At 63.4% G+C, this 25321-nt stretch carries 20 protein-coding genes and 1 pseudogene; 14 read left to right on the top strand and 7 right to left on the bottom strand.

Features of this window, described 5'->3' with window-relative positions; all coding sequences use genetic code 11:
- Positions 1–53: 53 nt before the first annotated feature.
- Complete coding sequence (locus NO931_RS13690; protein WP_256392909.1) at positions 54–926, bottom strand: SDR family NAD(P)-dependent oxidoreductase; 873 nt, start codon at positions 924–926, stop codon at positions 54–56.
- 115 nt (positions 927–1041) lie between these two features.
- Here NO931_RS13690 and NO931_RS13695 point away from each other — a divergent pair, with 115 nt between their 5' ends.
- Positions 1042–1581, top strand: coding sequence for a GNAT family N-acetyltransferase (locus NO931_RS13695; protein ID WP_256392910.1), 540 nt, complete (start codon positions 1042–1044; stop codon positions 1579–1581).
- 16 nt (positions 1582–1597) lie between these two features.
- Here the strand turns inward: NO931_RS13695 and NO931_RS13700 are convergent, their stop codons facing one another.
- The 3 genes from NO931_RS13700 to NO931_RS13710 form a co-directional block, all read right to left on the bottom strand.
- Positions 1598–2710 carry a pyridoxal-phosphate-dependent aminotransferase family protein gene (locus NO931_RS13700; RefSeq protein ID WP_256393209.1) on the bottom strand — a complete coding sequence of 371 codons (1113 nt, stop codon included), beginning with the start codon at positions 2708–2710 and terminating at the stop codon, positions 1598–1600.
- 166 nt (positions 2711–2876) lie between these two features.
- Positions 2877–3092: a DUF8141 family membrane protein gene (locus NO931_RS13705; RefSeq protein WP_256392911.1), complete on the bottom strand. Its 216-nt coding sequence runs from the start codon at positions 3090–3092 to the stop codon at positions 2877–2879.
- Positions 3093–3179: 87 nt separating this feature from the next.
- Positions 3180–3809: a hypothetical protein gene (locus NO931_RS13710; RefSeq protein WP_256392912.1), complete on the bottom strand. Its 630-nt coding sequence runs from the start codon at positions 3807–3809 to the stop codon at positions 3180–3182.
- 140 nt (positions 3810–3949) lie between these two features.
- Here NO931_RS13710 and NO931_RS13715 point away from each other — a divergent pair, with 140 nt between their 5' ends.
- Positions 3950–5257 carry an acetamidase/formamidase family protein gene (locus NO931_RS13715; protein ID WP_256392913.1) on the top strand — a complete coding sequence of 436 codons (1308 nt, stop codon included), beginning with the start codon at positions 3950–3952 and terminating at the stop codon, positions 5255–5257.
- On the opposite strand, the gene NO931_RS13720 is transcribed toward NO931_RS13715, so the two are convergent.
- The 3 genes and pseudogenes from NO931_RS13720 to NO931_RS20875 all read right to left on the bottom strand — a co-directional run bounded on the left by NO931_RS13720 (position 5254) and on the right by NO931_RS20875 (position 8392).
- Positions 5254–6519, bottom strand: a complete 1266-nt coding sequence (locus tag NO931_RS13720) for an ATP-binding protein (RefSeq protein ID WP_256392914.1) — start codon at positions 6517–6519, stop codon at positions 5254–5256. The two genes, NO931_RS13715 and NO931_RS13720, sit on opposite strands and share 4 nt — an antisense overlap.
- A gap of 121 nt (positions 6520–6640) precedes the next feature.
- Positions 6641–7846 carry an MFS transporter gene (locus NO931_RS13725; RefSeq protein WP_256392915.1) on the bottom strand — a complete coding sequence of 402 codons (1206 nt, stop codon included), beginning with the start codon at positions 7844–7846 and terminating at the stop codon, positions 6641–6643.
- Positions 7847–7906: 60 nt separating this feature from the next.
- A pseudogene (locus NO931_RS20875) lies at positions 7907–8392 on the bottom strand (VOC family protein).
- 174 nt (positions 8393–8566) lie between these two features.
- Between NO931_RS20875 and NO931_RS13735 the strand changes: the two are divergent.
- The 12 genes from NO931_RS13735 to NO931_RS13790 all read left to right on the top strand — a co-directional run bounded on the left by NO931_RS13735 (position 8567) and on the right by NO931_RS13790 (position 25245).
- A complete protein-coding gene (locus NO931_RS13735) occupies positions 8567–9856 on the top strand; it encodes an O-acetylhomoserine aminocarboxypropyltransferase/cysteine synthase family protein (RefSeq protein ID WP_256392917.1) in 1290 nt (429 codons plus the stop codon).
- A gap of 113 nt (positions 9857–9969) precedes the next feature.
- A complete protein-coding gene (metX, locus tag NO931_RS13740; RefSeq protein WP_256392918.1) occupies positions 9970–11202 on the top strand; it encodes a homoserine O-acetyltransferase MetX in 1233 nt (410 codons plus the stop codon).
- A 290-nt stretch (positions 11203–11492) separates the two neighbouring features.
- The gene (locus NO931_RS13745; RefSeq protein ID WP_256392919.1) at positions 11493–16742 is read left to right on the top strand and encodes a VWA domain-containing protein; all 5250 of its coding nucleotides are present in this window, start codon (positions 11493–11495) and stop codon (positions 16740–16742) included.
- A 6-nt stretch (positions 16743–16748) separates the two neighbouring features.
- Positions 16749–17270 carry a hypothetical protein gene (locus NO931_RS13750; RefSeq protein ID WP_256392920.1) on the top strand — a complete coding sequence of 174 codons (522 nt, stop codon included), beginning with the start codon at positions 16749–16751 and terminating at the stop codon, positions 17268–17270.
- Between the two features lie 277 nt (positions 17271–17547).
- On the top strand, positions 17548–19269 hold the full coding sequence (locus tag NO931_RS13755; protein ID WP_256392921.1) for a hypothetical protein: 1722 nt from the start codon (positions 17548–17550) through the stop codon (positions 19267–19269).
- 6 nt (positions 19270–19275) lie between these two features.
- Complete coding sequence (locus tag NO931_RS13760; protein ID WP_256392922.1) at positions 19276–20049, top strand: Imm49 family immunity protein; 774 nt, start codon at positions 19276–19278, stop codon at positions 20047–20049.
- A gap of 123 nt (positions 20050–20172) precedes the next feature.
- Complete coding sequence (locus tag NO931_RS13765; protein WP_256392923.1) at positions 20173–20721, top strand: hypothetical protein; 549 nt, start codon at positions 20173–20175, stop codon at positions 20719–20721.
- 141 nt (positions 20722–20862) lie between these two features.
- Positions 20863–21114 (top strand): hypothetical protein, encoded by a 252-nt coding sequence (locus NO931_RS13770; RefSeq protein ID WP_256392924.1) that lies wholly within the window; start codon positions 20863–20865, stop codon positions 21112–21114.
- A gap of 40 nt (positions 21115–21154) precedes the next feature.
- The gene (locus tag NO931_RS13775; RefSeq protein ID WP_256392925.1) at positions 21155–21643 is read left to right on the top strand and encodes a hypothetical protein; all 489 of its coding nucleotides are present in this window, start codon (positions 21155–21157) and stop codon (positions 21641–21643) included.
- 27 nt (positions 21644–21670) lie between these two features.
- Positions 21671–22207, top strand: coding sequence for a hypothetical protein (locus NO931_RS13780; RefSeq protein ID WP_256392926.1), 537 nt, complete (start codon positions 21671–21673; stop codon positions 22205–22207).
- Between the two features lie 370 nt (positions 22208–22577).
- The gene (locus NO931_RS13785) at positions 22578–24140 is read left to right on the top strand and encodes a hypothetical protein (protein ID WP_256392927.1); all 1563 of its coding nucleotides are present in this window, start codon (positions 22578–22580) and stop codon (positions 24138–24140) included.
- Positions 24141–24156: 16 nt separating this feature from the next.
- Positions 24157–25245 (top strand): HEAT repeat domain-containing protein, encoded by a 1089-nt coding sequence (locus tag NO931_RS13790; RefSeq protein ID WP_256392928.1) that lies wholly within the window; start codon positions 24157–24159, stop codon positions 25243–25245.
- Positions 25246–25321: the final 76 nt, after the last annotated feature.

Raw genomic sequence — 25321 nt, forward strand, 5'->3', positions numbered from 1 at the left:
GCGGCACGGGCAAAAAATGTGAGCCTTCCGGCTCGACTCTATCTACGAGCGCGTCAGGTCTTCCCGAGGAGTCGGTAGAGCCGGTTCGCGGCGATGCTGGCCCGGCCGAACCACCGCTGGATCGGATCCTGAACGCGCGCCGGGAGAATGTGGGTCCACCGGACGAAGTGAGCAAAAGCCCCGACCGGATACCGGGCTCGCGGGGACGCCGCGGTCGCCGCGGCGACGACCCGCTCCGCGACAGCCTCGGGATCGGCAGCGAGCGGGCCGCCCTCCAGCACCCACCCGCGTTCGAGCGCCGCGTACGTGTCCTCGTAGGCGTCGTTCCGGTCGCCGTCGAGACGTTCGCGAGCGCCGTCGGCGAAGCCGGTGTCGACCCACGCCGGTTCCACGAGGCTCACGTCGACGCCGGTGCCGCGGAGTTCGATCCGCAGCGCGTCCGTCAGCGATTCCAGCGCCGCTTTTCCGGCGCAGTAGGTTCCGAGGCCGGGAACCGCCGACATGCCCAGCACGCTGGAGACGTTGACGATGCGTCCCCGACCGGCCGCCCGCATCTCCGGTAACACCGCCCGACAGAGCGTCGCGACGCCGTGGACGAGCACGTCGAACTGCCGGCGGGCGTCCTCGGGGTCGACGTCCTCCACCGGCCCCGGGACGGCGTAGCCGGCGTTGTTGACCAGCGCGTCGATCCGGTCCGTTTCGGCGACGATTTGTTCGACCACCGTCCGGCACTGCTCGGCGTCGGTCACGTCGAGTTCGCGGCAGGTACAGCGCTCCCGTAGCGCCTCGGGAAGCGGCGTCTCGACGTCGGTCGCGTACACCCGCCACCCGCGGTCGGCGAACGCCGCGGCCGTCGCAGCGCCGATGCCGGAGGCCGCGCCGGTGATCAGCGCGACCGGGGCGGTTGATTCGTTCGCGTCGGTCACTCGTACCAGCGAGTCGACCGGCGAACTGTAGTACTTGACGGTCCGCGCGAAACGAACCGGCCCTCGGCGTCGACGCCACCCAACCGTTATAGTTCCGTCACATCAGTACGCGAGTATGAACAACGTGAGGATTCGCTCGGCCCGACAGAGTGACGCCAGCGCGGTGCGGTCCGTCGCTCGGGAGAGCTGGCGGGCCGCCTACGACGACATCCTCGACGCCGAGACGATCGAGCGCAAGCTCGACGAGTGGTACGCCGTCGATGAGCTCGCCGACTCGATCGCGCGGCCGGACGGCGTCTTTCTCCTCGCAGCGGACGGAGCGACCGGTGAAGACGACGCCGTCGTCGGGTTCGTCCAGGCCGGCCGGGCGCCGGAGGACGACGGGAGCGGTCCGACGCCGGAGGACGACACCGGCGACACGTACGTTCTGGCCCGGATCTACGTGCTCCCCGATCGCTGGGGCGAAGGAATCGGCACGCGCCTGCTCGACCAGACGATCGGCGCGATCAGGGAGCGCGGCGCCGCGACGCTGCGGCTGGGCGTGTTCGCAGACAACGACGCCGCGGTCGGGTTCTACGAGGCCCGCGGGTTCGAGCGGATCCGCGAGAAAACGTCGGAGCTCGGCGAAGAATACGTGTACGTCCGAGAAATCTGAGCCGTCGGTCGCCGGTTTACAGCCCGGCGACGTCCTCGATGGCGTCGGTCAGCTCCTTGATCGACTCGACGTCGTGCTCGCCCATGTGCCCGATGCGGAACGTCTTCTCGCCCAGCGCCGAGCCGTAGCCGTTCGAGAACGCGAAGTCGTACTCCTCGGACACCGTCTCGATCGTCTCGGCGACGTCGATGCCCTGCGTGTTCTCGATGCAGCTGACGGTCTGGGACTCGTAGCCCTCCTCGGGGAACATCGCGAAGTGCTCGCGGGCCCACTCGCGGGTGTACTCGGCCATCTCGCGGTGGCGCTCGTCGCGCCCCCGGTGGCCCTCTTCGAGCATGTGTTTCATCTGCTGGCGGTAGGCCAGCATGATCGGGATCGCGGGCGTCGAGTGCGTCTGGCCCTTCCGGTCGTAGTAGTCGATCGTGCGCTGGAAGCCGCCGTACCACGACGCCGAATCCTTCTCCAGTTCGCGCTCGTAGGCCTCGTCGCTGACGGCGCAGATCGCCAGTCCGGGCGGCATGGCGAACGCCTTCTGGCTCGACGCGAAGATCACGTCGATCTCGTGGTCGTCGATGTCGACGTAGTCGCCGCCCAGCGAGGAGACCGCGTCCACGACGAAGTACGTGTCGGGGTACTCGGCGATCACGTCGCCGATCTCCTCGATCGGATTGCGCACGCCCGTCGAGGACTCGTTCATGACGGTCGCGACGACGTCGTACTGTTTGTCGCTGGCTTCGAGCTCGGCGCGGATGTCCTCGGGCTTGATCGCCTCGCCCCACTCGTACTCCAGTCGATCGACGTCCTTGCCGAGTCGTTCGGCGACGTTGGCGTGGCGCTCGCTGAAGCTTCCGCAGGTCGGCACGAGGATGTTCTCGTCGACGAGGTTGAGCGTCGAGGCCTCCCAGAACTCGGTGCCCGACCCCGTCAGGATGACGACCTCGTTGTCGGTGCCGAGGAACTCCTTGGTGTCCTCGACGATGGTGGTGTAGAGGTCGGTCATCCGGTCCATCCGGTGGCCGAACATCGGCTGGCTCATCGCCTCGACGACGTCCTCGCGGACCTCGGTCGGGCCGGGGATGTACAGCGTCTTGTCGGTGTAGTCGTCTCTGTATTCGCGTTTCTCGGTCACGGATGTCACCTGATACTGCCTCCTGCGTCGCGCGGCGGTATGGTACTTTTGATGGCTCTCCGGTGGATCAATAACTCGAAGCCGAGCACTGCCGGGGCTCGCGTCTCCGCGTCGGCGTCGCGCACCGGCGCCACCTCGTGCCCTCGGCGTCGGCGGCGCCCGCCGACTACTGCTGCTTCTGGGCCTCCTGCATCACCAGCAGCGAGAGCGGAATGCTCGCGGCGACCAGCCCGGCAACGCCGCCGTACAGCGGCTCGAGACCGACGAACGGACCGACCAGGTAGCCCGTGAGAAACCCGATCGGGTCGAGCACGAGCGCCGAGATCAGGACCTGCTGTTCGAAGGGCTTGGACTCCATCCAGCCGGGGAAAATACCGAGCATCGTCTACTGCGTTGAATTTTCCTCACAGGTGATAATCTTTGCGTGCTCGAACGTTTCCGGCCGCAGGCGCGGTGTCGAACCCCAGTTCTACTCGGGATCGGTCTCGTCCTGTCGCGGGTCGTCGTCGTCGCCGCCCTCGTTGTCGCTCCCCTCGTCCTCCGGTTCGACGTCCGTCTCGTCCTGCCGCATTTCGACGGTATCGCCGTCTTCGCTGCCGTCGTCGATGTCGATGCTCGTACCCTCGCCGCCGGATTCGATGTCGATCCGAATCGGCTCCGATCCGTCGTCTCCGCCGCCGCCGAACGGCAGCAGCCCGCCGCCGTTCCGCTGATCCGGGAACAGATCGTCGACGTCGCGTTCGTTCGCGTCGCGCGCGATGTCCCGGAGCACGCGCTCGATCTGGCTGCGTTCGAGCTGCTGGCCGACGCGCTTGCCGACGACGCCGCCGACCGCGTAGCCGACGAACTGCTCGACGGTCTGGCCCGGCGTGTACCGGCCCACCGAGTTACGCACGACCAGTCGCCCGGTCATCTGCCCGACGAGTTCGCCCATCTTCTCGTACTCCATGGGCTCTTCGAGCCCCTCGCCCGACAGCAGGGCGTCGACGTCGACCGCGTCGAGCACTTGCGTGATCGTGTCGGTGGCGAAGTACGCTTCGAGCCCCTTTTCGAGGCCGCTCTGTACGTGATTCGAGACGTCCGCCGGTCCTGGCGTCATAGTTTGAATCCCCCGAAGTTCGCGTCCGTCCGTACGTTCTGTGGCATCGAAAAGGGCAGGTTTGCGATGGCAAGCCCGCGCGGGCCTCTCGACTCCTGCCAGTCGAGTTTATCATGAACGATAGCGTAGTTTCGAACGCCATGGCACAGCGAGAAGTACGCGACGTACTGGAGGTCGATCGGTACACGCTCGGACTGGTCGGCCCCGACCAGGAGTGGGCCGGCACGGTCGCCGACGGCGGGACGATCAAGACCCACACGCCACCGGCGTGCTGGGGACCGATGATCACGCCCGAGTTCCGCGGTGGCCACGAGGTCACGCGCCCGATCCGGGTCGAGAACGCCGAAGTCGGCGACGCGGTCGCGCTGAAGATCGAGGACATCGAAGTGACCAGCGTCGCGACCAGCACTGGATCGATGCGCGAGCGCGAGGGCGCCTTCGACAGCGACCCATTCGTCGACCACCGGTGTCCGAACTGCGGCACCGAGTGGCCCGAGAGCGTCGTCGAGGGGACGGGCGAGGACGCGATCAAGTGCAAGGAGTGCGGCGAAAACGCCTCCGCCTTCGGCTTCGAGTTCGGCTACACCGTCGCGTTCGACGACGACCGCTCGGTGGGGATCACAGTGGGAGCGGACGGCGCGCACGACCTCGCCGAGCGCGCCGAGGAGGCGATGGCGATCCCCGAGCACTCCCGCCAGCACCCCATCTTGCTGTACGAACCCGACGAGATGCCGGGGACGCTCGGGCGCCTGCGTCCCTTCGCCGGCAACATCGGCACGACGCCGCCGATCGAGCTGCCGGATTCGCACAACGCCGGCGACTTCGGGCAGTTCCTGATCGGCGCCGACCACGAGTGGGGACTGGACGACGAATCGGAACTGGTGGCCCGTACCGACGGCCACATGGACGTTCCGGAGGTCCGGGCCGGCGCGACGCTGCTCTGTCCCGTCAAGGTCGACGGCGCGGGTGTCTACGTCGGCGACCTCCACGCGAACCAGGGCGACGGCGAACTCTCCCTGCACACGACCGACGTGAGCGGGCGCACCGAGGTCGAGGTAGAGGTCATCAAGGATCTGGATATCGACGGGCCCGTTCTGTTGCCCAACGAGGCGGATCTGCCCTTTATCAGCAAGCCCTACAGCGACGAGGAGCTCGACGCCGGGCGCGGGCTGGCCGAGCAGTACGACACCGACCTGACCGAGGAGATGGGCCCGATCCAGGTAATCGGCTCGGGTGCGACGATCAACGACGCGACCGACAACGCGTTCGATCGGGCGGGCAAGCTACTGGACATGACGGAGGGCGAGGTCCGGGGACGCTGTACGTTCACCGGCGGCGTCCAGATCGGCCGGCTCCCCGGCGTCGTCCAGCTCGATATGCTGGCGCCGATGGATACGTTGGAGGCGCGCGGGATCGATCACCTCGTACGCGAGCAGTACGGGCTCTAGCGCCCGCCGTCGGCGTCCGGCCCGTCCCCGACGTCGAACTCGATACGGGCGCCGCCGTCGTCGCTCTCGACCGCCGCGACGGTCCAGCCGTGAGCGTCCGCGATCGTCCGGACGATGTCCAGTCCCAGCCCGTTCCCCTCGGCCGTGCCGCTGACGCCGACCTCGAAGGCTCGTTCCAGATCGTCGGCATCGATTCCGACGCCGTCGTCGACCACCGCGAACCCCTTCGGCGTGTCTTCGACTGTGATCGTGACCGCATCGCCGCCGTGCTCCACCGAGTTCCGGAAGAGGTTCTCCAGCAGCCGGCGGAGTCGCTCCTCGTCGGCCCGAAGAGTCCGCTCCGTCTCCAGAGCGAGCGTGGCACCGCCGGTGTCGGTCGTCGACCACGCCGACTCCGCGATCGCCGCCAGCGAAACGGGCGTCACGTCGGTCGCCTCGTGGCCCTGCCGTGCGACTGCGAGCACGTCGTCGACGATCCGCTCCATGCGATCGAGCGCGGCTGCGACCTCCGCGAGATTCTCGGTGTCTCTTTCCTCGCGTTCGAGTTCGAGGAACCCCTTCGAGACGGCCAGCGGGTTTCGGAGGTCGTGACTGACGGTGCGTGCGAAGGTTTCCAACTGCTCGTTTTGCCGTTCGAGTCGCCGCTCGATGTCTCGCCGATCGGTGACGTCTCGGCCGATGCCGCTGAACCCGAGCACGGTCCCGTCGTCGTCGACGAGCAGGCGACCGGTCAACTGGAGCAGCAGTTCGTCGTCGGCCGTCTCTGTGGTCGCCTCCACGACCACGCTTCCCGTCTCGAACACCTCGTCGACGGCCTCGCGGATGCACTGACGATCCTCGTCGCGGAAGAACTCCGCCGGTCGCATCCCCGCGAGTTCGTCGTCGGCCAGGTCGTACAGGTCCGCGAGGCGGCGATTCCAGTAGAGCAGTCGACGGTCGTCGTCGTAGACGTAGAACACGTCGTCCAGTTCGTCGAGGGCCTTCCAGAGCAGCTCTCGTTCCACAGTTCGATCGGTCCCGTCGCTGGAGCTTCCACCCGCGTCGGTCTCGTTCCGGTCGCCGTCAGCGTCGCGGTGGGCGTACGCCAGCGCAGCGTAGACGTCCGCGACACCGAGCCCGTACTGCTCGGCGATCGCGGCTGCGGCTCGTCCCTCCTCCTCGACCAGCGTTCGCGCTCGGTCGACCGTGAGGTCGCTGCCCGCGACTCGGGGCCGGCCACCGGTCACGTCGTCGCTGACGATCCGCGTGGATCGACGAGTCATCGACCGTACCACGCTCCACTGTAGCTTAATATCTCCGGGAATTCGAGACGAAAGAGACTGTTCGTTTCGCAGACAGGACTACCAGTTACTATCCGGTCGGTAATATGACGATCAGCGACGGTTAGTCCGATTCCGCACTCGACTCCGGAAGCGTCGGCACGCCGCCGATGTCCAGCCGCAGGAACGCCGGGATCGTCACGAGCGCGATCAGCACCTCCAGCCCGCCGGCGACGAAGAACGCCGCGAGGTACCCGAACTCGCCGGCGACGGCGCCGCCCACGAGAAAGCCCGTCAGGAAGCCGACGCTGCCGAACAGGTTGAACCCGCCCATCGCGACGCCGCGGTCGCCGTCGCGAGCCACGTCGGTGACCAGCGCCATCGTCGCCGGGGAGACGAGCGCGCCCAGCACCCCGACGACGACCATCCCGACGCCCGCCAGCGTCAGCGTCGGCGCCAGTCCGACGCCGATCACGCCCAGCCCGTACAGCGCCGACCCGACGACGATCGGCACGCGGCGTCCGATCCGATCGGACAGCTTGCCCATCGGGTACTGCAGGAGCGCGAAGGGTGCGAAAAACAGCATCAAAACGAGGCCCGTCTCCCCCGGTCCGATCCCGAACTGGTCCTGGAAGTATAAGGTACCGACGAGCGCGAAAAAGCCCGCCGTGAGCCGGTCGATCAGGCCGAACGCGTACGGAATCCCGAGCGTCGGCGTCGCGCGGAGCGACGCCACCGCCTGGCGGGCGCTCCGTCCGCCGGACGGGGCGCGATCCTCGACGAACCAGACCAGCCCGCCGGCGGCGAACAGCAGCGCGCAGGCGAGATACAGCGGCGCGAGCGGGTCGATCTCCGAGAGCTGGCCGCCCAGCGGCGCCCCGACGGCCGTCCCGGTGCCGATGGCGATGCCCGCCGCGCCCATGTTCTTGCCGTGGCCGCCCTCTAAGTCCATCAGCATCGTCATCGCCAGCGAGAACGCGCCGATCGTCGCGGCGCCCTGGACCACCCGCAGGGCGAGCACGGCGCCGAAGCTGGGGGCGACGACCGCCGGCAGGGCGCCGAGCGTGGCGTAGCCGATCGCGCCGCCGAACGCGCCCGCGGCGATAAAGGGAACCCGACGGCCCGTGGCGTCGCTGAGCGCGCCCCAGACGCCGACGAACGTGACGAAGGCCCCGAACTCGGCGGCGAGGAACCACATGCCGGCGTCGAGCTCGGTCGTCGCGCCGAGCGCCCGCACGAGCCCGCCGATCCCCGGATAGAGGAGGACCTGCGCGAGCAGGACCGAGGCGATGACGGCGGCGAGCGCGATCCGATCGCGGTGGGTGCTCACGGTTGCAGGATGTTGGGCGTCGAGCGTGTTAACGGCTGCTGAATCTGGACGGAACGGCGGTTAGTCGAGTCGCTCGACCAGTTCGACGACGTAGCCGTCCGGGTCCTCGACGAACGCCACCCGCCGATCGATGTCGTCCATCGTCGTCGGCTCCGTGCGAACGGGCGGGTCGGCGCGCTCGACGAGTCGCTCGAACGTCTCGTCGACGCTGTCGACGCCGTGGAGCGAAGCTCCACGAGCCCCGACTCGGCTTCACCTCGTCGGGACGCCCACCGCGACGTGGGCCATCGTTCCGGCGTCGATCTCCTGTCCGCCGTCGGTCCGCTCTCCCTGCTCGCTCCCCGACGAGCCCCCGCTCGCGTTGCTCTCGGGGACGCCCTCGGGATCGTACTTGAACTGGAACTCGCCGTGGTCGCCGCCGATATACACGTTCTGCACGCCGTCGCTCTCGAACGACCAGTTCTCCTCCAGGCCGAGGGCGTCGACGTAGAACGACCGGGTCCGGTCGATGTCGGACACCCACAGCGCGGTGTGGATCACGTCCACGGGCGGGGAGTCGACCGTCCGGGAGAAGTCGGTTGCGTCTCGGTGAAGTGGTTCGCATCGCGAGGGTCCGAGCAGCGCCGGGGTCGACGCTCACCCATGGCAAATACTGGCAAGATTTGCGAATCTTGCCGTAACTGGCGGTTATTTCCGCGTGGGGAGATATGCGTCGTATACATGACCGACTCGGACGAGCCGGAGTTCCGGACCCGCAGCCTCCACGCGGGCCAGGAGCCCGATCCGGCGACGGGGGCCCGGGCACCGCCGCTCTACCAGACAACGTCGTACGTCTTCGAGGACGCCGACCACGCCGCGGATCTGTACGCGCTGGAGGCCGAGGGTCACATCTACTCGCGGATGACCAACCCCACAGTCCAAATGCTCGAAGAGCGCCTCGCGGACCTGGAGGGGGGAACCGGCGCCGTCGCGACCGGCAGCGGGATGGCGGCGCTCGACGCCGCGACGCTGGTGCTCGCGAGCGTCGGCGACAACGTCGTCTGCTCGACGGACACCTACGGCGGGACGACGGCCTATCTCTCTCACACCGCCAAGCGCCGCGGGATCGAGGCCCGCTTCGTCCCGACGCTGGAGTACGACGCCTACGAGGAAGCGATCGACGAGGACACCGCCTACGTGCACCTCGAAACCATCGGTAACCCCTCGCTGGTGACGCCGGACTTCGAGCGCATCGCCGAGATCGCCCACGAGCGATCGGTCCCCGTCGTCGTCGACAACACGTTCGCGACGCCGGCGCTCTGTAACCCGCTGGAGCACGGCGCCGACGTGGTGTGGAACTCGACGACGAAGTGGATCCACGGCTCGGGGACGACGATCGGCGGCGTCCTCGTCGACGGCGGCGACTTCGACTGGGAAGCGGGCGGCTACGAGGAGGTCGCCGGTCCGAACCCGGCGTACCACGACACCGACTTCAGCGAGGACTTCGCCGACGCGCCGTTCGCCGCGGCGGCACGGTTCCGCTCGCTGCGCAGTCTGGGCAATCAACAGCATCCCTTCGACGCCTGGCAGACGCTGCAGGGCCTGGAGACGCTACCGATCCGGATGGAGAAACACTGCGAGAACGCCGCGATCGTCGCGGAGTACATGGCCGATCACGACGAGGTCGCCTGGGTGTCGTATCCGGGCCTGGAGAGCCACGAGACCCACGAGAACGCGAACGAGTATCTGCAGGGAGGCTTCGGCGGCATGATCGCGTTCGGCCTGGAGGACGGGTTCGAGGCGGGCAAGCGCTTCTGCGAGGCGGCCGACCTCGCGAGCTTCCTCGCCAACATCGGCGACGCGAAGACGCTGGTGATCCACCCCGCGAGCACGACTCACGGCCAGCTCACGCCCGAGGAGCAGGAGGAAGCCGGCGTGACGCCGGATCTCGTCCGGCTCTCGGTCGGGATCGAGGATCCCGCGGACATCCTCGCGGACATCGAGCGGGCGATCGAGGCTGCCAGCGAGTAACGCACAAGAATCATGACACGCCGAGGCTCTAGAACGACCGTGACACGAGCGAATCGGGCGACGAATTCACCGTCAGAAGCCGAGCATCGGCGTCGAGCGGGAGGTGACCGGCGATGAACGCCGACGCCGGCGTGCTCGATCTGGGTGAGTTCGAATTCGACTGTGGCGAGTCGATCCCGCAACTCGACGTCGCCTACGAGGCCTACGGTGAGTTCGACGGCGACAACGCGGTGCTGGTCTGTCACGCCCTGACCGGCAGCGCCCACGTCGCCCACCGCCGGCTCGACGACGAGCCGGCCGACGCCCAACCCACCGGCGGGCAGGCCCACGCCTGGTGGTCCGACATCGTCGGGCCGGGCAAGGCCATCGACACGAAGGAGTACTACGCCGTCTGCGTCAACATCCCCGGGTCGTGCTACGGGACGACGGGCCCGGCGAGCGAGAACCCCGAGACGGGCGAGCCGTACGGCACCGAGTTCCCGCCCGTGACGGTCGCCGACTGGACCCGGGTCCAGCGCCGTGCGCTCGACGCGCTCGGCGTGGGGCGGCTCCACGCCGTCGTCGGCGGCAGCGTCGGCGGGATGAACGTCCTCGACTGGGCGAAGCGCTACCCCGACGACGTGCGCCGGCTCGCGCCGATCGCGACCGCCGGGCGGCTCGATCCCCAGAGCCTCGCGCTGGACGCCATCGCGCGGCGGGCGATCCGCGCCGATCCGAACTGGAACGGCGGGTACTACTACGGCGAGGATCAGGAGCCCCCCAGCGAAGGGCTCGCGCTGGCCCGCCAGATCGGCCACGTGATGTACCTCTCGAAGGCGTCGATGTCCCAGAAGTTCGGCCGACGCGCCGCGGGTCGAGACACCGGCGGCGAGCAGTTCCCGGCCGACGCCGCGGCGGCGTTTTTCCCCTACCGGGACGTCGAGTCGTATCTCGACTACCAGGCCGAGAAGTTCGTCGACCGGTTCGACGCCAACAGCTACCTCTACCTGACGCGGGCGATGGACAACTACGACCTCGCGGCGGGCTACGAGAACGACGCCGACGCGCTGGCAGCCTTCACCGGCGAGGCGCTGGTGATGAGCTTCACCGGCGACTGGCACTTCACGACCGAGCAGGCCGAATCGCTTGCCGACGGGTTCCGCGACGCCGACGTGGCGGTCGCCCACCACGTCATCGAGTCGGACCACGGCCACGACGCGTTCCTCGTCGAACCGGACAACGTCGGCCCGCCGCTCGCGGACTTCCTCTCTGCCGGCGTCGACGGCAAAGCCGTCACCGACACCGACGAGGACCCCCGCGACGACTCCGACTTCGCGCCCGTCCACACGAGTCTGTTTTCGGACTGACTGTCGGCTGCGGATTCGGATCGAAATTTAGCGGTACTGCGCGAATCCGGGTCGAGCGAATGCACTGGCCGCGGGTTCTGAGTGTCTGCGATGGGTATCGGCGATGGTAACGCTTGATCGGCTTCTCCTCCAATAGAATTTTTGACTACACTCTTTAATTATTCTTCGTATCGTAGAATTAATATAGGATCTATTCAGTTCATAGTTCAATGAAAAGACGAAGTGGTGGCCGGTGGTCGGTCACCGTCGCGTGCAACGGATTGGTAGCAATCGTCCTGGCGGTCCTTCTGGTGGCAGGAACCGTGTCACCGGTGATGGCGGCCGGCATGGCCCGCTCGGACGCCGGGCTGTTCGAATCGTCCGGCGCCGACGACCGCGAGTACGTCGAGTCCGTTCTCGGGAGCGAACGGGCCGAAACGTTACTCAACGGTAGTCCCACCCTCCAGCGAACGTGGGCCGGACTGCTCGTCGCAAATCTCTCACACTCGACGGGCGACGGAGACTACCGGCAGTCGCTCGAACATCTCAACGAGTCGCTCGAGTACGCCGCGGGTCCCGATCGCGTCTCGGATATCAGGGCGTTCGAGCGGGATCGAGCGGCGATCGAGTCGCTCTCGCTCGACGGCGAGGCGCGGACCGACGAGCTGACCGTTCTGTCGGCCGAGCTGATCGCGTCGGCCGACAACGAGAGCGCAAAACAGCGCATCGAGGACGCACGCTGGGCGCTCGACCACACCCGCGAGGAGCTTCACACCGGCACCCAGCGAAGCTCGGAGGCGCACCTCCGGAACGCGGAACGCGCCTACGAACGCGGCCGGGAGCGACTGAACGCCGCTGACTCGGACGATCTGGAGGCCCGCGCGAAAGCGGTCCAGCAGTTCCGGATCGCCTGGAAGCAGGCGACGAAAGCGCTCGACGCGGTCGACGCCGCTACCGAGCCCGAGGTGACGATCACGACTCGGGGCGATCCACAGCGGAACGGCAGCGAGCCGATCGAGGGACAGATCCGCGGGACCGTCTTCGACGTCCGGCCGCACGAACTGACGAACGCCACGGTCACCGTCGGTGACAACCGGACGGTGACGACGCCGCTCGACGCGACTGGCAGTCGCGCGAACGCCAGCTTCGCGGTGAACGTCACGCTCGAGGAGCGGATCACGTCGGTGACCGTCACGGTCGACGAGAACGAGCCGGCGCGTGACGACGATGACGACGCCGAGGATAGAGGAGACTGGGGAGAAGACGGCGACGACGAACACCGGGAAGATTGGGAAGAGGACGGCGCCGACGAAACATATGAAGACGCAGACGACGAGGATGGCGACGACGAACGCCGCGGGCCGCCGTCGCACGCGGGTCCGCCCGGCCACGCGGGTCCGCCGTCGCTCGTTGGCCCATCCGCGACCGCAATCCCGGTCGCGAGTGCCGGTCCGCCCGACCACGCCGGTCCGCCAGATCACGCGGGCCCGCCGGACAGACGCGGCGAGGACGGAAATCCGTGGGAGTCGGACGACGATCGTGATGACCGCGGGCGTGATGATGACCGCGACGACGAGCACGAGTGGGATGACGACGATGACCGCGACGACGATCGGCATACTCCGAGCAACACCGACACGGTCCTGTTCGACGGGGACGGGCTCCCGGACACGTTCGAGACCGAAGTGCTCGGCACCGATCCGCAGGACCCCGATAGCGACTCCACGAAAGTCGAGACTGACGTGGGCGACAACGGCGTCATCGACGGTCTCGAGGACTTCGACGCCGACAACGTCACGAACTACCACGAGGGCCGGTTCGGCTCCGATCCGTTCGCCGCCGACAGCGACGACGATGGACTCCCCGATCGGTTCGAGATCCAGTACTCGCAGCTCGATCAGACGAGCGCCGACACGAACGACGACAGCGTCCCCGACGGCGAGTGGGACGTCGACGAGGACGGCCTGACGAACCGCGAGGAACTCGCGGCCGGGACGACCCCCGTCGTGGCCGACGCGGACCGCGACGATCTCGACGACGGGCGCGAACTCGAGGTCGGGACCGACCCGCAGGATCCCGACACGGACGACGACGGCATCCCCGACGGCGAGGAACTGCGCCTCGGGACCGACCCGCTGTCGGCGGACTCCGACAGTGACGGCGTCGTCGACGGCAACGCCTCGTACACGACCCACACGGCCAACGAATCGATCGGCGTGAACGTCTCGCTGACGGGCGCCGGCGACGTCGCCGACGGCGTCACGATCGAGAACGGCTCGCAGGAACGGTTCGACCGCGAACAAATCGCGGACGCGCAGGTCACCGAGTTCGTCAACCTCGAATCGGAGCGGTCGTTCGAGTCGGCGAACGTCTCGTTCACCTACGACGAGTCGCGGCTCGGCGACACGAACGAGTCCGATCTGGTCGTGTTCCGGTACAACGAGTCGGTCGGGGTGTTCGAACCGCTGAACACGACCGTCGATCCGGAGACGAACACGGTCACCGGCGAGACCGACCAGTTCTCCCGGTTCGTCGTCTTCGACGTGAAAAACTGGGCGTCGAACTTCGTCGCCGAGCGCCCCGACGACGCTCCGGCGGAGTCGGAACTCCAGCCCATCGACGTCACGATGATCATCGACTCGTCGGGCTCGATGAGTTGGAACGACCCACAGGAGTTCCGCAAGCAGGCCGCCAAGGAGTTCGTCGGCGCGCTCGTCGAGGACGACCGTGCAGGCGTGATCGACTTCGACGGCGACGCGCACGTCTCACAGGAGCTAACGACCGACTTCGGGAAGGTCAACCTCTCGATCGAGCAACTCGACGCCAACGGCGGCACCGACATCGGCGACGGCGTCCGGACGGCCAACGAACACTTCGCGGCGGCGAGCAACGACTCCCGCTCGCAGGTCGCCATCCTGCTGACCGACGGCGTCGGCGGCGGCGGGCGCGCCGAAGCGCGGACGGCCGCCGAGCGCGGGACGACGATCTACACGATAGGCTTCGGCGGCGCGAACGGGAACAAGCTCTCGGACATCGCCGATATCACGGGCGGGAACTACACCTACGTCGACGACGCGGCGGACCTCCCCGAGGTGTTCTCGCGCGTCTCCGAGGACGTCGGCGCGCAGGACACCGACGGCGACGGCATCCCCGACGCCGTCGAGCGCCGCGGCGTCGTGACGCCCGAGACCGGCCTGATCACGACGGACCCCTACAGTAAGGACAGCGACGGCGACGGGCTCACGGACGGCGAGGAGCTCGGCGACGCCGCAACTGACGAAGAGATCGAATCCGATTACCGGGCCGACCAGCTCGTCGAGACGCTCGAACGGGCCGGGTACGACCGCGAGAACCTCTCCGGCGCGGTCTATCTGGAGCCGGTGAGCGATCCGACGCAGGTCCACACCGACTCCGACGGCGTCGACGACTACACCGAGGTGCGGTCGCCGACGACGGTCGCGTACACGCCCGACAAGCAGGCAACCGCGAACGTGCTCGAGAAGGGCGAACCGTCCACGGAGGTACTCGAAGCCAACTACGAGACGCGCGAAGTGACCTCCGATCCGTGGCGGCCCGACTCCGACCTCGATGGGCTTGACGATGCGCGCGAACGCGAATTGGCGACGGACCCGACCGAACGGGACACCGACGGCGACGGTATCGAGGACGATGTCGAGGTCGAGAGTCGAGACGATCCCACGCTCTACGACGTGCGGCCACCCGAGATCGACGTTGGGCCGAGCGGATACAGAATCCCCGAAACCAGCCTCGACACGACGTACTGGGTCGAGGTTACGATCACCGACGACGCGGGCGTCGACAGCGCGTCGCTGTGGAAGGGCGGCTCCGCTCGGGTCACGAAGACCTACGAGCGGCCAGAGGGCCGAAATGCGCATCGGTACAGCTACGACGACACCGAAATCGACGATCGGCTGGAGTTCACCGACAAGCTCGTCTCGGTGGAGGGTGTCGACACGAGCTCGGTCAAGTCGACGTTCGTCTCGTTTACCAAGTCCAGCGTCGACGCGGCAGGTGACATCACCGGCAAGGTCGGTGAAGTGGCGATCGGCTCGACCGTCTACGTGAAGGCGACCGACGAGAACGGGCATCGCCAGCGCGTCGTCGGCGTCGAACAGGCGAATTTCTACGGCGCCGCCGCGGGCGACCTCTACACGGGGACGCTCCTCGACCAGGAGGTCGCCGCCGAGTTCGGGAAGCTCTCGGGCTTTTCGGCGAGCGTCGGGCTGCCGTTCCGTGACATCTCGAAGCTGATCGAAGATCCGCTAGCGATCGTCGACGGCATCAAAGCGCTGGTGGACTTGCTCACCGAGCGCGATATCGACGTGCAGGCGCTCATCGACGCGTACGTCGGGCAGATCGAGCAAAAGCAGGCCCAGAACAATCCCTACGAGCTGTACGACTCCGACCAAGAGGATCTCTACCGGACGTTCGAGCGGAACTGGTACACGGGCTACGCGGCCGGATTCCTCGCCAAGTTCGTCATCAGCGCCGGGGTCGGGAAGGCCGCCAAGTCGACGGTCAAACAGTCCGACCGCGTTGGCGACATCACCAAGCGGCTCTCGGACACCCGCGCTCTGCGGGCACTCGAACGGGTAAGCGACGGCAAGGAAGCGCTGAAAGCTCGCACGACGGCTCGGATTCTACTGGCGGCCGACGATGCGGCTGAACCGCTGCTGAGTCAGGCCGATACGGCGGGGCAGGCGTATCGGCTGTGGCGCTTGCAGCAGAACAACGACCTGAACGTTGACTCGCGATCAGAAGCTGACCAGTCGGCCGTCGGTGAGTTCCTCATTCGCAACGGCGACGATGGTGCACGGGTGGTAGCCGACGGTGGCGACGACGCCGTTGCAGTCATCAAACGATTCGACAGAGTCGACGACGACACCGCCGACCGCCTTGCCGACCTCAAGCGGTCTGGTAAGTTAGATACAAGTGATCTCAATCGGTTAGAGAACGCGCTCGATAATGGTGAAATTGATACCAGAGAGCTTCGTCGGATATCTGAGGTTCTTGACGAGAGTGAGAACTTCCGGTACGATGACGACGTGAGTGTTGAAGAGTTCATAGAATTAGCAGATAACGATGAACTATCAGACACAGTGGCTGTCGTCGAGCCAGATGACACTGTGACGAAAGACGGGAGAACTGTCGACACGGTCCAATTGGATACTGGCGATGCTGATACAGGCCAGAGACATCTATTACTTCGTCATGTTGGTGGTGCCGAACGGACCGAAAAGCCAATTACTAATTTCTGGCCTGTTGGCCAGACTGTCGGTGGACGTACGCTCCCAGACGCCATAGATATCGAAGATATCGATGGGCTCACTTATAGAGCACTAAAGAATGGTGATGCATCAGATACTGGCACAGAAATAACGTACAGATATGACAACGTCGATGTAGAAGGAATTGACGAAGTTATTGTAAAAGTGGATGAACAAACGGGACGTGTAATATCTTCATATCCCGATCAGAGTGGTTCGGCAGTCGATACCTACTATGGGAGTGCAGATGAATGGAATATGGAGTCTGGGTGATCAAAAATGAGAGAATCTATCGATATTAGTGTCAGTTTCAATGACAGCTTCGACCGTCAGCTACGGAGCCACGACGGGCTGTTTGACCCCATCTCGAAGCTCGTAATCCGCCTCGGCGAGACGTGGATTTCCGGTGATGGGGTCTACTGTGAAGTACGCGCCGTCGGATTCTTTACGCAATTGCTCACCGCGCTAGATGAGTTAGCCGAGGGCGCGACGGACCGGCAAATTCGGCTTTACGGTGAGACCTATTTAGCGTTCCACCGTGACGGCGACGAATTAACTGTCGCGCATCGATATAGCGAAGCAGCGATTGATGATCCGAATGAGCGTCTCGGAATCGGAGCGGAGTCGACTGCAAAGTTTACTCAGGTGGCGCAGGCAGCGCTTGATGGGGCAGAACAGGTCAGTGGGCACGTCGCGGCAGTGATTGACGACTCCGACCAGTCGAAGTTGCACCGCCTCAACGCTACTATCGACGAGGCAAAAGAACGATTCGGAGAGGGACAAGAGAATAACTCCTGCTAACGCTGTCGGGGGAGTAATGATGGGCCTTTGAGGAGTTCAGTTCCACCAACTAACTTTCTGCTGGTAATTTGATTTCTCGCTACGTTCTGATGCCGCGAAAGCGCGCGTCGCCGCCTGCATACTGCTAGCGACCGACGAGAACGGAAACAGCAAACGCGCGGTCGGCGTCGAGCGGGCGAACTTCTACAGCTACATCGCGGGCGACCTCTACACGGGGACGCTGCTCGACTACGCCGTCGCCAATGAGTTCGGGAAGGTCTCCGGCTTCTCGGCGAGCATGGGGATCTTCCTGAAAGACCTCTCGGCGTTCATCGAGGACCCCATGGCGTTCGTCGACGGGATCAAGGCGCTGTTGAAGCTGCTGACCGAGGGTAATGTCGACGTCCAGGCGATCATCGACGGGTACGTCCAGCAGTTCCAGCAGAAACAAGAACAAAACAATCCGTACGATCCGACGGATCCCGACGAGGAACACCTCCATACCGCGTTCGAGGCGAGCTGGTACGAGGGGTACGCGGCCGGCTTCCTCGCGAAGTTCGTCATCAGCGTCGGCGTCGGGAAGGCTGCCAAGACGGCGATCAAGCAGACCGACACGGTCGGCGACATCGCCAAGCGGCTCTGGGACACGGGCGCGGCGCGAGCGATCTCGCGGATCGACAGCGCCGAACAAGCGGGCACGGCCCGTGCCACTGCGCGGATTCTGCTGGCGGTCGATGGTAACGCCGCGGAAGCACTGCTGAGTCAGGCCGATACGGCGGGGCAGGCGTATCGGTTGTGGCGGTTGCAACGCGGGATGGACGCCGATGTCGACGCGTTGCCCGAGGCCAAGCAGGCGCGACTCGGCGACGTGCTCTCGCGGGCCGACGCCGACTCGCGGGACGCGATTCAGCGGATGGACGACGCGACACTCGCTGACTACACTGACCTCGATGTGGATCCGCGGACGCGTGCCAGCTTCGCCCCGCGGTACGCGGATCTCGATGCCGACGGGCGCGATGCCGTCCGCGAGCTCGTCGACCAGACCGACGACCTCGATGCGGACGTCAGAGATGGCCTCAGAGCCGGCTACGCCCGCGGCGACATCGACGTCCAGACTGGAGATAAGAACAACATCGCCGAAGAAGTGCAGACGTACAGTGGGTTCGAGCGCGTCGACAGTGTCGACCGCACTGGCAGTGGCACCACCGTCCGCGGTGTCGTCAGCGGACAGGACGGCGGCGACATCGACGTCAACGGCCGGTTCATCCGCGACGGGGACGCGTACGTCGACACCCGCCTCGAACGCAACGCCGACGAGGTCGAAGCCGTCTTCCGACGGAACAACGCGGACGATCTCTACGAGGAGTACGGCACCGACACGATCAGACACCTCGACGAAACAGTCGATGGTGATCCCGTGAACATCCGCGGCCAGCTCGGTGAGCAGGTCCTGCAGCCGGACCTCGCGAGGAGCAAGTACGGCCGCGGTGGCTTCGAGTTCGACGGCGACTCCGGGTCGCTCGATCGAGGATACATTCCCGAAGAGGACATCCCGTACGACTTGGACGCTGGAAACCAGGGCTTCGACGGCTTCGCCATCGATAACGATGGCAACCTCGTCATTATCGAGACGAAGACGACGAACTCGAACGGCCGCGTGACGAATTCAGGCGTGTTCGGTGATACCCTCAGTGATGGCGAGAGACAGATGAGTGATGTCTGGATCGAAGACAGGCTCCAACGCTTGGTAGACAATGCTGATACCGAGGTGCGAAAGGAGCTCATTAGACGCCTTGCCGACGAGGATGGCCCAGATGCAATCGAAATCAGCGAGCGAAACGGTGAAATAAGTCTCGATGACGTGAACAATGAGAACCTCAAGAAGGAGCTCTTCACATATCAAGACGGGGATCAGACTGGAGAGTTAGCGGCTAGGGGTCTCAGCCAGACCGATATCGAGGAGCCAACACTCGATAGCGTCGAAATAGTGAAAATCGGAGACGTCTTCAAGGGAATATAGGAGACCATGTCAAGCACAACACTAGCAGAGTTGGTCACGTCAGAACGTGAGAGCCTGCTTAATGGTAAAGACGGTATCGAAGACGCCGTCGTCACCTTCGCGCGTCGAGCACAGTCGGTCGCAATTGGACTGCTGGCCCTCGGTGACGTCGCCGATGCTTGGGACTGGCTCGACGCACTGGCCGACGAGTGGGTCATCGATGCCAACAACAAGTTCGACGCGAAGTACGGCAGCGAGCCGAGTAAATCAGCGCAACTTGGCCCCTGGGAGGCGTATATCAACGCCATCTACTGTGCGGTACTCGGCCGCAATACTGTGGAGCCGACGGCAGAGACAGTACTGGAGAGAACGATGGAACCCTTCGTTGATGAGCTCGAAAACCGGTCCTTAGCACACCGCATCGATCTGGCCCGCGCCCTGAGCAGTTATCTCCTCGACACCGGAACGGTTGCGGAACACGCGACGGCGCTCGAAGACGCCGTCGAAGAGCGGAACAAGCCGTGGGCTGTCGCGCGGTATCTACCCTACGCACGAGTCCTTCGGGGACTCGACGCAGGCGACGTCTCCGAGGTCGAAGCCGGCATCGAGGGCCTCCTCGAGTTCCACCGGAACCACGTCGCCAGCGCCCGAGACGCTGACGCCGTCCAGAAAGCCCTCGCCCTCGACGCGACAGCGATGCTCGCACTCGCCCGTCGTGACGGCATGGCTATCACCGTCGACCACGAACTCATTCCCGATGCGCTGAATGACGCCGAACACTATCCTGTCGGCGGAACGTGACAAGGAGTTCTCGCACCTTTCTTTTTCGTTGACGGCGACGACGCGGAACTGATCTGAGCCAGTCCGGGGCAGGCGTATCGGCTGTGGCGGTTGCAGCGCGGGATCGACGCCGATGTCGACGCGATGCCGGAGCCGCGTCAGCAACGCCTCGGTGCGTACCTCGCGCGAACCGACAGCGACGGTGCGGACGTTCTCGACGATCTCGATGCCCCGCGACGACAGGCGTTCCTTGACGCTGACTCGGGTCTGCAGGACTCGCTGACGATCGCCCACCGGCGGAGCGACTCGTTCGACGCGAATCGGTTCCTCCGGGCGACGGACACCGACAGTCGGCAGGTGCTCCAGCGCGTCGACGACGCCACCGCTACCCGGCTGCTCGTGCGCTACGGCGAGGGCGACCTCGACCCAGACCATCTCAGACAGCTAAATACACTGCTTACGAACAGCGAGATGGATCAGGCAGACATCCAGCGGATGATGGGGATGCTAGAGACCAAGAAAGATGATCCGCTGCTTGATGAGGAGATAGATGCTGGTGATCTAATTAATCTCGCCGCATCGGATAAATCGGACCTTGACCAGACGCGAATAGTGGGAAAAACAGACGATGGCGAACCACTTTGGTTCGAGAGTGGGAGATACAGACCGGGAGCTGACGATAACCACGGATAGGAATATCTAGAATCAAGACATATAGACGCAGAAGAGTTCGACGAGAAGGCTGTTACAACCGTTTGGCCAACTGGGCAGGATCTTCCTGACAAATTGGAGCAGAAGCTACCAGACGACACGAATGGACAGATCCCGGATAGTATGAGTGAAGACGCCATCGAACGATTGATCTTCAAATCTATCGACGAATCTGACGGTATCGAGCCCGATCAGGGCGACGACATCTACTATGGTCTGACTGAAAATAAGGCGGAGAAAACTGGGATAGAAACTATACACGTTCGTGTCGAGGATGGTGGACGCATCACGTCAGCAAACCCTATGGACGGACCTAATGAGTATCGATGGATCGAAAATCTAGAGGACTGGAAGAGAAACTACGAAAACAGCTAGACGGATAATATATTATATGACCGATAGGTACTTGTTTACCATGGAGTTCGTTTTAGGATCGTCGGCCGACAACGACGTGCAAAGCGGGAGGCCGCCTAGCGGAGGATCTGTGCGTATCTCGACGAGCAAGGGAGTGGAAGAATACAGTCTGACCTTATTCACGCGTTCTGTTGAACAAGTCTTAGACGCCGTTCTGGTGATGCTCCGAGACGGCCACGGTGGTGTGTCTACTCATGACGAAGCATACTTGATCTTCGAGTTGGAGGACGAACATCTCGGTCACGTCACGCTCTGTTACAGTCGAGACGCGATCGAAGATCCGCAACAACGAGTTGTTCCTCGTGATCAACGGTCGCTGGATGCCGTCGTTCCACTGCCGCTCCTCGTCGACGAGGTGATCGCGTCCGTGGCGGATTTGCTTGATCGCATCGAGCACGTGAACGAGAGTGTCGTTGAGCGTGAGTGGTTTCGGGACCTGAACGCGGACCTCGACGAAGTCCGCGAAGTTGCCGACGAACACCTTCAGTAACCCTTCCCGTGCGGTCTAATCCTCACGATGGAACTCATCAACGCACATATCGACACAGTCGGTTCGAAAAACGGACAGCGACGCATTATCATCTCCGCAGACGGAACGAAGTTTGGCGTATTCGACGGCTACAAGCAGACTAAAAGCGGTGCTCTTCAGGTCGCAACTGCCGACTGGCTCGAAGAGAGCGACGTGGAAGTACTGCTTATGGCGACGATGGCGACAGACCTGATGCCCGTTGAATCCGAGAACCGTTCGATCGTCCCATCGACAGATGATCCTACTGGATGGCAGGATCACGTGTTTCAAGGGACTGTCGAAGCCGTCGTTGACGATACTGCCACGTTGCTGGAAAATATACAGCTCGTAGACAGATTTGAACAGGGTGATCGAGGACAGGAGATCGATCTGGCGTCCTTCAAGGATCAATCTTCGGCAATTATCTCTCTCGGATGTGGATCGATGCTGCTCGACCTTTCCGATACCGATCGAGCTGTCACGGTGGACGAATCTGTGCGGTTCGTAACCAGCCGCACAGACGTGCTAGGATACAGACTATCGTGATACTCTGTTGATCGGGACCGCGTCCGAGTTCTGGGAGTTTGCACTCGGCACGAACCCAGACCTCGCGGAGAAAAGCGCCTATCAGGGCCTACGGTCGGACATTAACCGCGCTAAGGAGGCCTACGAGCAGATGCCGTAGGTTCGATCGCCGTGTCTATGGCGTTTGATCGTATTCCGAGAACCGATCCCGGACGCTTTTCGACCCGGTGGCGGATGACTGATAGGGCCATTTCGACCCGTCCGATTCTACGGCACACTGGCGGGCAGTCTCTACACGGGCAACGAGATCGCCGACGGCGCCATCGCCGCGGAGTTCGGCAAGATCTCGGGCTTTTCGGCGAGCGTCGGGCAGGTGTTTGCGGACGTCTCGATGCTGATCGAGGAACCCGAGGCGATCGTCGAGGGGATGATCGCGCTGTTCGAGCTGATCCAGCAGGAGGGGGCAAACACCGTCCAGATCTTGGTCGACAGCTACGTGAAGCAGTTCCAGCAAAAACAGGCCCAGAACAACCCCTACGGGTCGTTACGCGAGGCCGAGCATTCGGAGCTGTACAAGACGTTCCGCGAGAACTGGTACACGGGGTACGCGGCGGGGTTCCTTGCGAAGCTGACGCTGGGCGGCAGTGCCCAGTCGGCGCTGAAAAGTAGCAAGCAAGTTCAGCGGATCGGCTCGCGGCTCTCGGACACGGGGGCGCTGCGGGCGCTGACGCGGATCAGCGACGCCAAGCACGCGCTGAAGGCGAAGGCGACGGCGCGGATTCTGCTGACGGTCGACGGCGCCGCGGAACCGGTGTTGAGCCGGGCGGACACGGCGGGGCAGGCGTATCGACTGTGGCGGTTGCAGCGCGGGATCGACGCCGATATCGACGCGTTGCCGGAGGCCAAGCAGACGAAGCTTGGGCGAATGCTCGCACGAACTGATGAAGATGGTGCCACGTTCGTGGACGAGGTCTCCCCGGAGACCACCCGGATTATCACAGACGGCGGGCGAGATGTTGATGCGGCGTATAGAACCGCTGTTGCTCGAGCTTCTCGTCAAGATATTATAGACTCCTATGATCAACTCGATAGGGCCGTTAGAAAGATAGACAGACTCGAAAATTCGCGGATTGCAAAGGAAGTTGTTGCCGACACCGGCGCTCACGGTTTGAAATTTATTGACGAGATGCCGGAGCAGGAACTCCGGGCCCTGTTCGGGCAAGTCGATAGCGATGTGCGTCTTGATCATACCGACCTATCTCGATTCATCCGGAATTCCGATGGCCATGCATCTTGGTTAATCAAAAACCGCTTCTCTAGAGGAAGTTACACCTCCGTCCTCAAACTGTCTGATCAGAATCAGCAAATCACGCGAAACATTCTCGTTGATGGGGAAATCAGAGGCAAATCCAGATTCGTTCACGACGAGATTGTTGGTGACGAAGTTGTCAAAATCGCCCGAAAGTTTGAACAAAACGAGTACGGATCTAAGGCAGGCTTTGCCGACGTAAGAGTAATCGCTGGACAACCGAATGGGAACGGGATGTTCATGACGAAACAAGCAACTGATCACGCCATTGAACGGCACATATTCGGGGAAGACGTCGGTTCTTCAGACGTTACCACATTCTATCCGACGGGGAATGTCATTGATCGGGCCGGAATCGATGGTCCGGCCAAACTTCCGAACACGATGGGGATGTCCAATCGACAACTACGTAATGAGATACAGGACATGGCGTACCGATCCATCAAAAATAGCAATTCAAACGGTGGCAGCATAACTTATGAGGGAATATCACGACACGGAATCGAATCCGTGGAAGTTAACGTCAACGCCGAGCGTGTTCGAAGTGTATATCCCTCAACCGGACCGTTAGTAAGGCGGTGGAACGGAGACGAGTGGCAGAAATGGGACAGTGGCTGGGTAGAGTGGAATACCTACCAACCGTAATAATATCGTTGATCCTATGAATTCCGTTCAACTATCAATCGATAGCAAGGATAAAATTGTCCAGCAGGCGCAGGCAGCCGAGGATTCGTATTGCTATCCCGAAATTGACCTGTTAGATCAAGCGGAAACACGAGCAGATCGGATCCAGTTACAGTATGAGGATTTGGCTTCCGTGTTTGTAAGGGAGATGCTGACTACGCTCTACGGACTCGCCGCCGCTCGTGTCTTTACGCTACCATCTCCGCGAACAGTCGTGGTCGAGCGTGGGGGCAACTCATTCCGGCATAATACGACCTATCCACCCCTCGCGAAGCCCAGCCAAGACACCGTCGTGATTGCAATCACCGAAGACGACGTGAGAACCGACGAACACGGTCGCCCCGCGTGGGAGCCGTCTCACCTGTCGGCTACGGTCGAAGTTAATGTCGAACACTTCGTTTCCTCAATCGTCGCAGCAGCGGACGAGTACGTCTCTCTCGTACGAAAATGCTGGCCCGACGAATGGCGCGACGAACGGCTCGTTACTCTGCTTGATGATGGGCGATCGATACGTAACTACGTCGAGAAACATGGTTCAGCCACGGGATTTGAGTTGAATCCAGATTCTGATCGAGTACAGCAGTACCTCTATCATGCCGAGTACGAGGAGTCTGCCCTTTCGAGATTCCTGGTGGAAACGGGAACTCTTCGAGAAATAGTCGGCCAGTTACGGGAACGAGACGGCCAGGACGTAGAGACGAAATACGAGATGCTTCTCTCCCACCAGAGTGACATAATCAAACGTGGGGTACTTCAAAGCCTCAAAAAATACCCTGATGACCGTGCGAAACAGCAACTCATCAATCAGCGATGGGCAGACGATCCTGAAATAGTACCATTAGCCCTGGGAGCGGCTGCCCAGTCAGGCGGGGCCGACGTACGAGACGCGCTTCTAGACACGTTGGAGTTCTCGAACGAACCACGGATCCGCGAAACGGCGGTGAACGAACTCGCGACATACATCGACGACGATGTAGCCGACACTCTCGCGATCATAGCCGAAGAAGACGACACTGAGCGTGTGCGTGCGGCTGCTCGTCGAGTCCTGTCTGAACATGGTCGCTGAATCCCAGTACAGGAACGCCTTTGAGGAGTTCGCATGGTCAGAGAATAATTACAGTTGACGACCGCAAGGTCGTTCC

The organism is Natronoarchaeum rubrum (assembly GCF_024494695.1).